The organism is Natrinema altunense, from assembly GCF_000731985.1.
GTDB lineage: Archaea > Halobacteriota > Halobacteria > Halobacteriales > Natrialbaceae > Natrinema > Natrinema altunense.
In genome coordinates this window covers 121,274-133,811 of sequence record NZ_JNCS01000010.1, presented here as the reverse complement: position 1 = coordinate 133,811, position 12,538 = coordinate 121,274, and the positions used below count along the sequence as shown (strand labels likewise).

Below are 12,538 nucleotides of genomic sequence, written 5' to 3'. Positions count from 1 at the left end.
GCCGAAGACCGAGTGGCGGCCGTCGAGGTGTGGCTGTGGATCGAGCGTGATGAAGAACTGCGAGCCGTTGGTGTCGGGTCCGGAGTTGGCCATGCTCAAGATGCCCTCGTCGTCGTGGCGCAGGTCGTCGTGGAACTCGTCGTCGAACTCGTAGCCGGGGCCGCCGCGACCGGTCTCGGTCGGGTCGCCGCCCTGAATCATGAAGTCCTCGATGACGCGGTGGAAGGCCACGTCGTCGTACAGCGGTTCGCCCTCGACTTCCTCGCCCGTTTCGGGGTCGGTCCAGGTCTTGCCGCCGGTCGCGAGTCCGACGAAGTTGTCGACGGTCCGCGGTGCGCGCTCGTCGTAGAGTTCTACATCGATGTCGCCTTTGTTGGTGTGCAGCGTAGCAGTAACGTCTCCCATAGGAACCGGAACGACGGGACGAGTGAAAACGCTAGTGGTCTCGGCTTCCCGTGACGGTCCATCGGCCTCCCCGACTCGGCAACGGGCGGCCGCAGGTACATATCGCCGGGCATGGAACGACGGGCTATGACCGGAGGCACGCACACGGCCGAGCAGATACCGCTCGCCCGGCTGCCGTCGGGCGTCGAACTGACGACGACGGTCCACACCTACCGCGGCGACGAATCGGGGCCGACGCTGTACGTACAGGCCGCCCAGCACGGCCGCGAGATCAACGGCACGGAAGTGTTGCGGCGGTTCCACGAGCGGCTGTCCCTCGAGTCGCTGTCCGGAACCGTGATCGCCGTTCCCGTCGCGAACCCGCTGACGTTCGATCGCGTCTCGTACACGACGCCGGAGCAATTCGACAGCGTCAATCCCAACATGAACCGGATCTGGCCGGGCAACAGCGACGGGAGCATCACCCAGCGCATGGCCGCCCGCCTCTGGGAGTACGTCGCGGCGGCCGACGCGCTCGTCGACTTCCACACCGGGAGCCCCGACATGCTCCCCCACGTCGTCTACCGCGAGGGTGACGAGCGCTCCCGTCGGCTCGCCGAAGCGTTCGGGACCGATCTCCTGTTGTCCGAACGGGCCGCCGAGGACGCCTCCGACGAGTGGCACCGCCGCGGCTTCGCGGGCAAACTCCGCGTCGCCGCCGCCGAAGAGAACCTCCCGTCGATCACGCCCGAACTCGCCCACAACAAACAACTCCTCGAGGACGTCATCGAGGCGGGCGTCGACGGTTTGCGCGACGTCTGTCGGTATCTCGGGCTGCTGCCCGGCGACGTCCCCGAGCGCGAGCAGGTCGTCGCTCGTAACCACCGCGGTCAGGTCACCGCCGACGACTCCGGGCTCTTCCGCCCGAACCCGGCACTCGAGGTGGGCGAGTCGATCGCCGACGGAACCCTCCTGGGGACAGTCTATCATCCGACGCGCTACGACCCGCTCCACGAGGCGCGCGCCGACCGGGACGGGATACTCTACGCGCTCACCCGCGAGGCGACCGTGACCGCTGGCGACCAACTCGCGAGCGTGGCGCTGGTCCACGGGGAGTGAGACGACGGCAGTGTGGCGGCGCGGTTCAGGCCGAGAAACCGCCGTCGACGACCAGTCCGTGGCCGTTGACGAACGAGGACTCGTCGCTGGCCAGGAACAGGATCGCGTCCGCGATCTCTTCGGGTTCGGCGAGGCGCTTGAGCGGGTACTGCTCGATCAGTTGCTCGCGAGCCGTTTCGGGGTCCGTCTGCTCCTCGAGATACCGGTCGAGCAGGGAGGTCTCGGTGAACCCGGGACAGACCGTGTTCGCGCGGACGCCGTACGGACCGGCCTCGGCGGCGATCGCCTTCGTCATGTTCAGGACCGCGCCCTTGCTCATCGAGTAGGCGGCCTGCTTGGGGAGTCCGAGGATACTCGCCAGCGAACCGACGTTGACGATGGCACCGTGGCCCTGTGATTTCAGATGCGGGAGCGCCGCGTGACAGCCGCTCCAGACGCCGTTGACGTTGACATTCATAACGAAGTCGCGCATCTCCTCGTCGACGTCCTCGAGGCTCCCGGCGGGATGGCCGGTCCCGGCGTTGTTGATCAGCACGTCGAGGCCGTCGTCGGCGACCGCGTCGACGACCGCGTGGAACTGATCGCTGTCGGTGACGTCGAGTTCGTGGAACGCGGCCTCCCCGCCGGCGTCCTCGATTGCCCGGACGACCGCTTCCCCACCCTCGGTATCGACGTCAGTGACGATGACGCGTGCGCCCTCCTCGGCGCAGCGCTCGGCCGTCGCCTGTCCGATACCCGACGCCGCACCCGTGATAACCACTGTCTTGTTTTCGAGTCGCATAGGTCCCGTATCGAGCGGGCGGCACATAAATTCGTTCATTATTTACGATCTATTCTCGACGCTGTTTTCGAAATTACCACTGTGGACGAACAGTGGAAACTGGCCGTCGCGTAGACCCCGCGGCCGAGCGGTGCGTCGCCGGGACGACGGTTTCGTCTACTATTCAATAGAACTGATTATTTTCAACTTCAGTAATATTATTGGTACGAAGGGGACCGAACCGTAAAGCCCGGAGACCGGGTGATCGATGGCGACAGCACGTCGCTCCGGCGATCGAAACGCCGATCCCGAGCGACTTCCCGTTCGGAATACCGTGTACGTGATACGTACGGAGGCACCGAGACGACCCGTTCGGGAATATACTACCGGGACGGGGTACCGATTGCTCGCCGAGTTCACGATCTCTACGATTGTTTCATTATTCATATATAGCTGTAATAGTGATACTACTCCAAAATTGATGGATACTGGTTTGCCTCAGTCGAACGCGTTTCGGGTACTCGAGGGAGAGTTGCGCGGCGTCGGAATCGAGATCGGAATGACAGCCATATATCTGTAATTCCGCGGTCGATGACGCACTGAGTGCCCGGTCGAGCGGATCGGGGTCCCGCGATGTCTCGAGTGACACGCGATGCGTTCACTGCCATCGAACGGCTACGAGAACAGCAAATTCACTTCGATCGTATTCGCCGTCGACAGCAACTGAGTGCAGAGGTCGCGGTCCTCCCACTCGTTGGCGAGTCGGTGGTCCGGTCCGGCGACGGTAACCGCGCCGTAGACGGTGCCGTCGGTGTCGCGTATCGGGGCAGCGATCGCACTGATCCCCTGGAGATACTCCCCGCGGCTGTACGCGACACCCGCCTCGCGAACCGCGGCGAGTTCGTCGACGAGGGCGTCTCGATCGCCGATCGTCTCCTCGGTAAAGACCGGCAGCCCCCACTCGTCGATGATCCGATCGATTCGCTCCTCGGAAAAGTGGGCGAGCATGGCCTTCCCGCCGGCCGAACTGTGCAGATAGGTGTGCGTTCCGACGTCGATGTCGCTGGTGAACGACCGGGTGCCCTCGCTGACGTTGACGACCGTTCCGAGCCCGTTCTGGTGTGTCGAACAGAGCACTCGTTCGCCAACCCGCTCCGATAGCTCTGCGATCGGGGTCTCCGACGCCGCGTACAGCGGTTCGGCGTGTTTGACGTGTTCGCCGAAGGAGAGGAATCGGAGGCTCAGCCGATATTCGTCGTCCTCCTGAACCACGTACCCCTTCGACCGCAGCGTCGTCAGGTGGGCGTGAACCGTGCTCTTCGCGAGTCCCGTCCGCTCGGCGAGTGCCGTGACGCCGGCCCCGTCCGCTTGCCACAGCGCCTCGAGGATGTTCAAGGCCTTGACCACTGCGTCGATCCGATCTTCCTCGTCTGTGGTCGATGTTGACATAAATTATGCAACACCACAGTGAACTAAAATCGTTCCGCTCTGCTGAACGTCGATTCTCCGGAGCGGACCGACGCGGATCGATCTCGACCGCTCTGCCGGTCGTATTCGGCGGGCGCGAGCGCTATCCCTCTTTCTGTGGCTATTGAACACTAGTCACACGGTAACGCTTAAGTGACGGGTTCTGTGAGGTAGGCTATGGACTTCAGCGAACCGTCCGAAGCCGTACAGATCAAGCAGGCCATAGACGACTTCATCGATCAGGAGGTCGCCCCGCTCGAGACCGAGTACGACGAGTTCCTCGGTGCGGACTACGAGAAACACATCGTCGACGACGACCACCGGCAAGTCCCCGAGTACCGGGCTCTCGTCGAGGAAATCCGCCAGAAATCCGTCGAGGCGGGCTTCTACGGGATGACGATGCCCGAGGAGGTCGGCGGCGGTGACGTCGACATCCTCACTCGCGCCATCGTCGGCGAACACGTGGCCAACCGGCCGCCGGGCTTTCACAGCGCCATCTTCGGCGGTGCCGGCGGGCCGACGCCGATCCTGCTGGCCTGTGACGATCGCCAGCGCGAGGCGTACCTCGAGCCCCTGATGGCCGGCGAGATCACGACCTGTTTCGCGCTGACCGAACCGGGCCACGGCAGCGACGCCCACCACATGGACACCCGCGCCGAGAAGGACGGCGACGAGTGGGTCATCAACGGGCAGAAAGTGTACATCACGAACGGGCCGTACGCCGACTTCGCGATGGTGTTCGCCCGGACGAGCGGCGAGGACGGCGACCTCGGCGGCATCACCTGCTTCCTCGTCGACGCCGACACCCCCGGCTTCGAGGTCGGCACGATCCACCGCGCGATGGGGATGACCCCCGGTACGCACGCCGAACTCCACTTCGACGACTGCCGCGTCGGCGAGGAGCAGGTGCTGGGGGAGGTCGATCACGGGTTCCAATCCGCGATGGACTGGATCGGCGGCGGACGGATCAATATCGCCGCCGGCGCGGTGGGGACGGCCCAATTCTTGCTCGACATGTCGGTGGAGTACGCCCGGAATCGGGAGACGTTCGGGAAACCCATCGGCCACCGGCAGGGGATCTCCTTCCAACTGGCCGAACTCGCCACCGACATCGAACAGACCCGCCAGCTCTACCGCTACGCGGCCTGGAAGATGGATCAGGGCGAGCGGGCTCGCAAGGAGGAGTCGATGGCGAAACTCCGCGGCGCGAAACTCGCAAACGACGCGGCCGACATCGCGATGCAAGTCCACGGCGGTGCCGGATTCATGAAGGACCTGCCCATCGAACGCAACTATCGCTCGGCGCGCGTCTTCCGCATCTTCGAAGGAACCGACGAGATCCAGCGCCGGACGATCGCACGCGAACTCATCTGAGTCGCCGATGGACGCTCCCACGCTGCAGGCGTCGCCGCTGTCATGTGGGTTTCTCGGTTCGAGACCGACACCGAGTGGCCGTCGGAACACGCCGCCGCCTCCCACCTCGAGCACGGCGCTCGGAGTCCTCAGTAGCCACTGTACGTCACTGCGCACCTGACCGCATGACGGCGTTGCGGTCGGTGTGGAACTCGTTTCGGTGGCGACTCTCTCGAGCGGATCCGACGAGGCCGCGAATCCGGATTCGCGCCGGAGTCACAGCCGAGTGCAGCTTTGCTCACTCGAGAGCGGCGGTCGCCGTCCCCGTCAGCAGCGTCTCGCCGTCGGTCGTCCGGGCCTCGAGTGCCGTCTCGACCGTTCCCGCGTCGGGGTCGACCGCGGCGACTTCGCCGCTCGCGACGATGGCCTCGTCGGGGAAGACCCGAGACTGGAACCGCACGCCGAAGCTCGTTACGTCCCGCAGCTCGAACCAGTTGGCGACGACCCGCGAGGTGACGCCGGCGGTGAACATCCCCTGGCCGAAGACGCTCTCGTTGCCCGCCGCCGTCGCGTAGGGCTCGTCGTAGTGGATCGGGTTGAAGTCGCCGCTGGCCCCGGCGTACTTGACGAACTGCTGGCGCTCGAGGTCCGGGACGACGACGGTCGGCCCGGCGTCACCGGGCTCGAGGCCGTCGACGGTGCGGACGCGATCGAACTCGTCGACCGTTGCCGTGGGTGCTGTCGGCTCCGGGTCCGCGGTGCCGCCGTCGGGCTCGGCCGACGCGTTGCTCGAGGACCCGTCGCCGCGCTCGGCCGCGCTCTCGTCGCCGTCGTCGACCGCTCCCTCCGTTTCGATCGCCGTCGAGCGGTCGGTCAGGACGAGGTCGCCGTCCGGCGTCCGGTACTCGGTCTCGAGGACGGCGAAGGTCATCGTCCCCGCGCGACCACCCTCGCGCTGGAAGACGTCCGCGAGGGTGGTCGTCCCCTCGAGCATGTCGCCGACGTAGATGGGACGGTCGTACTCGTAGGCCTGCTCGCCGTGGAGGACGTACTCCGGCTGGAAGCCCAGATCGAACCCCTTCCCGTCGACGTCGGCGGGCGTGTAGCGGGGGAAGCGGCCGACCTGCGTGTAGGTCGGCGGCGCGGGGACGCGGTCGTAGCCCCGGTCCGCGGCGACCGACTCGTCGCGGAAGACGGGGTCTTCGGCCGTGATGGCCCGCGCGAACTCCTCGACCTTCCCGGGTTCGATCCGGAACTCCGCGACGGTCACCCGGGAGTCCCCGACCATCGCCTCGAGTTCCGCGAGTGGCCTATTCGGCATGGACGCCCTCCGTGGCTCGCACGATAGTCGTCGGCCGGTCGGTCGGCGCGTCGCATCGCACCTCGGCGCGGTGTCCGCGTTTCATTGCCGCCATGGTTTGTGGACGACTGACATAACAGTACCCCTCTCGGACGGTACTGCGTGTTCCCCGGACGGCAACGCGAGCCCCGCTCTTCGACCGGGGTTCGAAACGAGAGGCCGGACGCGTTACTCGTCGAGGCCGTCGATCCGCAGGTCCTCGTCGAACTGCAGGGTGTTCTCGATCTCGGCCTCGTCGACGTCCTCGAACGCCCAGCGGGCGATCGAGCGGCGGTGGACCTCGTCGGCCCCGTCGACGATGCGGAACGCACGGACGTTCTCGTAGAAGTGGGCGATCGGCAGGTCCTTGCCGATCCCGTTGCCCCCACAACACTGGAGGGCGAGGTCGATGGTCTCGTTGGTGACGTTGGCGGTGAACATCTTCGACATCGCGACCTCGATGCGGGCGTCGCTGCGGTCGAGTTCGCGCGCGGCGTGGCGAACCATACAGCGAGCGGCGTGCAGACGCGTCTCGGCGTCGGCGATCCGATGGCGCAGCGCCTGTTTGTCCTCGAGTTTCGTGCCGAACGCCTCGCGTTCCTGCAGGTAGGCCTTGGCGATGTCGAGCGAGCGCTCGGCCATGCCGGAATAGCGCATGCAGTGGGTCAGTCGGCCGCCGCCGAGTCGCATCTGCGCGATCCGGAACCCGGCCCCCTCCTCGCCGATCGTGTTCTCGACGGGGACGCGGACGTCGTCGAACTTCACTTCGGCGTGGCCGCCCTCGCGCTCGGTGATGCCGTGGCCGCCGAGGTGGGGAACGTTCCGCTGGACCTCGACGCCGTCGGCGTCACGCGGAACGAGGATGATCGAGGTTCCTTCGTAGGGGTGGACGTCGAGGTCGGTCCGAGCCATCACCAGATAGAAATCGGCGTCCAATCCGTCGGAGGTCCACCACTTGTGGGCGTTGACGACCCACTCGTCGCCGTCCTTGACCGCGGTACTCTGGAGCATTTTGGGATCCGAGCCGGCACCGACCTTGGGCTCGGTCATCGCGAACGCCGAGGAGAGTTCGCCCTGTACGAGCGGTCGGAGATACTCCTCTTTCTGTTCCTCGGTCCCGACCATCTCCAAGGTGTGCATGTTCCCCTCCTGGGGCGCGTTCGCGCGAATCGCGAGCGCGCCGATCAGCGAGCGGCCGACCTGTTCGAACGACGGCAACATGTCGCTGAAGTCCAGCCCCTGCCCGCCGTACTCCTCGGGCACCTGCGGCGCGAACAGGTCGCGTTCCTTGGCCAGTTCCCACATGTCCTCGATCTCGCCCGTCGTGATCTCCTCGCCCGTGGCGAGCGCCTCTCGCTCGCGCGGGATGACGACCTCGTCCATGAAGTCCGCTACGCGGCCCGCAACCTCCTTTGCCGTCTCGGAGTCGTGGTACTCCATATCACTCATGATAGGATACAGCATTGTAAAGCTATAGGTAAGAGATCGCATAAATTGGCAACCAGTGGCGGACGCCGGTCGGCGTTTCGCTCTCGAGACGCGCTCGGTCGGCGGTGTCGTCGGCTCGGCCCCCGTCGGCCGACCGTGCCGGCTCAGACGCGCTCTATGATCGTCGCGATACCCTGCCCGAAGCCGATACACATCGTCGAGAGCGCGGTGTCCTGGCCCGTCCGCTCGAGTTCATGGGCCAGCTTGGTCAGCAACATCGCGCCGGTCGCGCCCAGCGGGTGGCCGTGGGCGATCGCGCCGCCGTTGACGTTGACGTCCTCCCAGGATGCGCCGGTCTCCTCGAGCCAGGCGGCGACGACCGAGGCGAAGGCCTCGTTGACCTCGAAGCGGTCGATGTCGCCGACCGACATATCGGCCTTCTCGAGGACGTTCTCCGTCGCCGGGATGGGGCCGCGAAGCATCGTGACGGGGTCGACGCCGACGACCTCGGTCTGGACGATGCGGGCCATCGGCTCCCAGCCGTGTTCTTCCGCGGCCGCCTCGCTCGTGAGCAACAGCGCACAGGAGCCGTCGACGATCCCCGAGGCGTTGCCGGGATGATGAACGCCCTCGCTCTCCTCGCGGAACGAGAGCGGGAGTTCGGCGAGCGTTTCCTCGTCCGTGCCCGGCCGGGGGTGTTCGTCCCGTTCGACGACGATCTCCTCGCCCTCGAGTTCGGTCTCGACAGGCACGACCTGATCGTCGTACCGGCCCTCGTCCCAGGCCTCCTTCCAGCGCCGCTGAGAGTCGACGGCGATCCCGTCGAGTTCCGAGCGCGTGAGGTCGTAGTTCTCCGCGATGCGCTCGGCCCCCTCGCCCTGCGTGGTCAGTTCGTCGAAGTACTCGAAATACGTGTCGGTCAGCCCGTCGCCGTCCGACCCCATCGGGACACGGGTCATGTGTTCGACCCCGCCGGCGATGAGGACGTCGTGCTGGCCGGCCATGACGTTCGCCGCCGCGAAGTTGGCCGCCTGCTGGCCCGAGCCGCACATTCGATTGAGCTGTACGCCGGGGACGACATCGCCCCAGCCGGCGACCATGGGCGCGAGTCGCCCGATATTGAGCCCCTGCTCGCCCACTGGCGACACACAGCCGTAGATGACATCTTCGATCGTCCCGGGCTCGAACCCGTTGCGCTCGCGCAGGGCCGCAAGCGGTTCGGCGGCCAGATCCTGTGGGTGCGTGTCCTTGAACGAGCCGTTGCGTTTCCCGAACGGCGTTCGGACGGCATCGACGATGATTGCGGAGTTCATGACGTGTCTTCGAGCATTCCGCCCTTCATCATAGATGTTGTGCGTGTACTGGAATCGCCCGTATTGGAACCTCTCCGTCGCTATCTGAGCCGTTCTCAACCCTGTACTCTGCTACCGGCCCACAATAATTAAGTCAAATAACGAAGTAGTCAATCGAACGATGGACCTTGGCATTCGGGACAGGACCGCGGTCGTCACTGGCGGTGCAGGACGGATCGGAAGCGCCGACTGTCGACTACTGGCCGAGGAGGGCGCGAACGTCGTCGTCCTTGACGTCGATGCCGACGGCGCGGCGGAGATCGCCGCGGAGATCGACGAAACCGCGGCCAGCGGCGCGGCGATATCCCTCGAGTGTGACCTCACGGACCGCGATGACGTCGCCGACTCGATGGCCGAGGTTCGGGACGCCTTCGGCGGCGTGGACATCCTCGTCAACAACGCGGCGATGGTCGACGCCCGCTCGCGTATCGGCGACTACGACGACGGGATCTGGGACCGGGACATCGAGATCAATCTGACCGGGACCTACAACATCAGCACGGAACTGTTCCCGCGGATGTGCGACCGCGGCTGGGGGCGGATTGTCAACATGTCCTCGATGGCCGGTTGGTACGGCGGGTTCGGCCAACTCTCCTATTCGGCGACGAAAGCCGCCATGATCGGCGTCGGCCGGACGATGGCCCTCGAGGGCGCCCAATCGGGTGTCACGTCGAATGTCATCGCGCCGAACATCGTCGTCGGGGACTGGGCCGAGATGACCCCCGACGAACTCCGGGAGAACGTCGACGAGTACTTCGCTCGCATCGCCGAGGCCACCCCGATGCGTCACCTCGGCACGGAGGAAGACGTGGCCAACATGGTCACCTACCTCTGTTCGGAGCAGGCGTCCTACGTCACCGGGCAAGTGATCGGTGTCACGGGTGGGATCGATCTCTTTAGCTTCTGAGGGGCATTCAGGGGTCCGAGTCAGCCAGCCGTGTCCCACTCACGGTTGCGCGCTCCGTGAGGTGACTACCTCGAGACCCGGACTGTAGTAGTAGACGGGGTCGTGGTCCGGTTCTACGAAGCCGTGTGCCGCCAACAGCGTGTTCGTCTTGATTTCGGCGGCGGCCGGGTACAGCGTCCAGGGGTCGTGGTCGACGTCCGTGTATCGAATCGATCCGTCCTGAGCCTGCGTGTAGAACCGATAGCGCTCGACGAGAAAGTTCCCGAACGAGTCGTCGGGTGCCGAGAACGGCTCGCCGGTCGGCCAGTACGTTCCCTCGTAGTGAGCGGGCCGTGCGCCCGGATGGCGACGGCGACTGCTGAACCGGACCCGACCGTCCGCCCACTCCAGCGAGATACGCGCGTAGTAGTAGGGTAGGTGGTGGAAAATGCGGGCTCCGAGGACGCTCGCGATGCCCTGTGCGTCGAGGCTGAAGAAGTAGACGCTGGGGACGCCGTCGCGAGTGACGTACGTTCTGAGGTTGAGTTCGGGCAGCCGGATACCCAGCGGTTCGGGAAGCCCCTTCGGCCGGACGGCGACGTTGGTGAACGGGACGACCGAGAGCCACGCCGAGCCGTCGTACACGTCGGGGGCCAGTCCGTCGGGAAGGTGGGCGTCCATCACGGCCGGATCGACCGGCCAGTTCTCGAATAAGAGATGCCGCCACCCCATTTCCAGCGGGACAACCATAGAAACACTTCGGAATCCGTACAAAAACGCTTTCCGGTCGGATTCTGGTGCGATGCGTCTCGTGAAGACCGATACTCCCGGAGCGCACTCGTACATTCCCGTACTCAGTCCTGTTGCAAAACCCCGCGTTCGGGGCAGAGAACGCAGTGGACGCTTCGAGCGTTCGATAGCGCTAAATCAGTCCACGATCCCCATCGTCTTCGCGATCGTGTTGAGTTGAATCTCGTCGGTGCCCTCGACGATCCGCAGGATCCGCGCCCGATGGACCAGGTCCATGTAGGGGTGTTCCTCTGCCAGTCCGTCGGCTCCGTGTACCTGCACGGCCGCGTCGGCGACCTCCCAGAGGACGTTCGTGGCGAACCACTTCAGCACGGACGAATCCATCACCGTCCGCTCGTCCTGTGCCATCTTCCAGGCGAGTTTCAGTCCCGCCGCGTCGGCCGCATCGGTCTTCGCCCTCCCCTTCGCGAGTTTCGACGAGACCTGCTGAAAGTTCCCGATCGTCCGTCCGAAGGCCTCGCGGTCGGTGACGTACTCGCTCGCCTTCTCGAGCAGGAACTCCGCGTATCCCACGGCTTCGGCCCCCAACTCGAGGCGGCCAAGCGAGAGGAACTCCATCGCGGCGTAGAAGGCCTCGTCGACCTCACCGAGCATGCGATCCTCGGGGACTCGAACGTCGTCGAGCACGATCTCGGCCTGCATCCCCTCGGCACCGACGGCGTTGTTGTACGAGCCGAGTTCGTACTCCTCGCGCTCGACGATGAAGCACGTAATACCGCCGTACCGGCCGGCCGCCTCCTGTGGGGTCGTCCGGGCGAACAGTTGGACGAAGTCGGCGTAGGGTGCGTTCGTGATCCACTGCTTGCGGCCGTTCAGCACCCACTCGTCGCCGTCTTTCTCCGCGGCTGTGCCGCTACGTTCCGAGGCGCTCCGCGCCTCGCTCTTCTCCGCGGTGGTCTCCATGTTCGGCGAATCCGATCCGTAACCCGGCTCGGTCTGGGCGAACGCCGTCGATTTCTCCGCCCGAACGGTCGGTTCGAGGTAGCGCTCGACCTGCTCGCCCTCGGCCTGCAACAGGAGCGGTTTCGGCCCCTCCGGCCCGGCGAGGACGTAGCGCTCGAGGCCGCCGCCGTGAGATGCGAGGTGTTTCTTCGCCCGGTACCAGGTGACCGGCGAGACGCCCTCGCCGCCCGCGTCTTCGGGCAGGTTCATCGCGTAGAAGCCGCCCTCCGCGGATCGACGCCGTATCTCCTCGCGGGCCTCGAGCAGTTCGTCGGTCCAGCGGCCGTTCTCGTGGCGTCCCTTCCGGGGGTTGGTGTACGTATCGCCGAGTTCCTCGACGATCGGCTCGACTTCGCGCTCGATGAAGTCGTCCAAACTGTCGAGGATCAGTTCGGTCTCGTCGTCGGTATCGAAACTCACGCCGCCAGTGGTGTTTGCTACCATAGTGGATTCCATCGGTGATCGTCCGCCTCGAGACCGAGGTCGTCGAGCGCTCCCGCGAGTTGGTTGATCCACTCGGCGGCGTCGACGTACGTGTACCGGTGCGTGCTCCCGTCGGGCAGTTTCGTCACCAGTTCCCGGGCGGGGAACAGGTCGACCGCCCGCTTGAGGGGCTCGCCAAGTATTAACTCAACATCATTCATGATCGTCCCCTCTATTCTGTCCAGTACCGTATGATTTGGGGACGAGTGCGTCCT

The 12,538-nt window shown here is 65.3% G+C and carries 12 protein-coding genes; 3 read left to right on the top strand and 9 right to left on the bottom strand.

From position 1 onward, the window contains the following. Nucleotides 1–405, bottom strand: a 405-nt coding sequence (locus tag ALTAJ2_RS15655) for a peptidylprolyl isomerase (protein ID WP_050031485.1), incomplete at its 3' end; no start/stop codon positions are given. A 126-nt stretch (nt 406–531) separates the two neighbouring features. Between ALTAJ2_RS15655 and ALTAJ2_RS15650 the strand changes: the two genes are divergently transcribed. Beyond that, nucleotides 532–1,503 (top strand): succinylglutamate desuccinylase/aspartoacylase family protein, encoded by a 972-nt coding sequence (locus tag ALTAJ2_RS15650; RefSeq protein ID WP_007110299.1) that lies wholly within the window; start codon nt 532–534, stop codon nt 1,501–1,503. Between the two features lie 25 nt (nt 1,504–1,528). On the opposite strand, the gene ALTAJ2_RS15645 is transcribed toward ALTAJ2_RS15650, so the two are convergent. Beyond that, a complete protein-coding gene (locus tag ALTAJ2_RS15645; RefSeq protein WP_007110300.1) occupies nt 1,529–2,284 on the bottom strand; it encodes an SDR family NAD(P)-dependent oxidoreductase in 756 nt (251 codons plus the stop codon). Between the two features lie 654 nt (nt 2,285–2,938). Continuing rightward, the gene (locus ALTAJ2_RS15640) at nt 2,939–3,712 is read right to left on the bottom strand and encodes an IclR family transcriptional regulator (protein WP_049900750.1); all 774 of its coding nucleotides are present in this window, start codon (nt 3,710–3,712) and stop codon (nt 2,939–2,941) included. A gap of 195 nt (nt 3,713–3,907) precedes the next feature. Between ALTAJ2_RS15640 and ALTAJ2_RS15635 the strand changes: the two genes are divergently transcribed. Beyond that, on the top strand, nt 3,908–5,104 hold the full coding sequence (locus ALTAJ2_RS15635; protein ID WP_050031484.1) for an acyl-CoA dehydrogenase family protein: 1,197 nt from the start codon (nt 3,908–3,910) through the stop codon (nt 5,102–5,104). Nucleotides 5,105–5,381: 277 nt separating this feature from the next. Here ALTAJ2_RS15635 and ALTAJ2_RS15630 read toward each other — a convergent pair whose 3' ends face one another. From ALTAJ2_RS15630 to ALTAJ2_RS15620, 3 genes are all read right to left on the bottom strand, one after another. After that, the gene (locus tag ALTAJ2_RS15630) at nt 5,382–6,404 is read right to left on the bottom strand and encodes an FAS1-like dehydratase domain-containing protein (RefSeq protein WP_007110304.1); all 1,023 of its coding nucleotides are present in this window, start codon (nt 6,402–6,404) and stop codon (nt 5,382–5,384) included. Between the two features lie 207 nt (nt 6,405–6,611). Beyond that, complete coding sequence (locus tag ALTAJ2_RS15625) at nt 6,612–7,862, bottom strand: acyl-CoA dehydrogenase family protein (RefSeq protein WP_007110305.1); 1,251 nt, start codon at nt 7,860–7,862, stop codon at nt 6,612–6,614. Nucleotides 7,863–8,014: 152 nt separating this feature from the next. After that, a complete protein-coding gene (locus ALTAJ2_RS15620) occupies nt 8,015–9,163 on the bottom strand; it encodes a thiolase family protein (protein ID WP_007110306.1) in 1,149 nt (382 codons plus the stop codon). Between the two features lie 160 nt (nt 9,164–9,323). On the opposite strand from ALTAJ2_RS15620, the gene ALTAJ2_RS15615 reads away from it, so the two are divergent. Further along, the gene (locus ALTAJ2_RS15615; RefSeq protein WP_007110307.1) at nt 9,324–10,109 is read left to right on the top strand and encodes an SDR family NAD(P)-dependent oxidoreductase; all 786 of its coding nucleotides are present in this window, start codon (nt 9,324–9,326) and stop codon (nt 10,107–10,109) included. A 39-nt stretch (nt 10,110–10,148) separates the two neighbouring features. Here ALTAJ2_RS15615 and ALTAJ2_RS15610 read toward each other — a convergent pair whose 3' ends face one another. From ALTAJ2_RS15610 to ALTAJ2_RS15600, 3 genes are all read right to left on the bottom strand, one after another. Continuing rightward, on the bottom strand, nt 10,149–10,838 hold the full coding sequence (locus tag ALTAJ2_RS15610) for a YqjF family protein (RefSeq protein ID WP_049900790.1): 690 nt from the start codon (nt 10,836–10,838) through the stop codon (nt 10,149–10,151). A gap of 177 nt (nt 10,839–11,015) precedes the next feature. Continuing rightward, on the bottom strand, nt 11,016–12,284 hold the full coding sequence (locus ALTAJ2_RS15605; RefSeq protein WP_007110309.1) for an acyl-CoA dehydrogenase family protein: 1,269 nt from the start codon (nt 12,282–12,284) through the stop codon (nt 11,016–11,018). After that, a complete protein-coding gene (locus ALTAJ2_RS15600) occupies nt 12,278–12,484 on the bottom strand; it encodes a hypothetical protein (RefSeq protein ID WP_007110310.1) in 207 nt (68 codons plus the stop codon). The genes ALTAJ2_RS15605 and ALTAJ2_RS15600 overlap by 7 nt, the downstream gene beginning before the upstream one ends. Between the last annotated feature and the right edge of the window lie 54 nt (nt 12,485–12,538).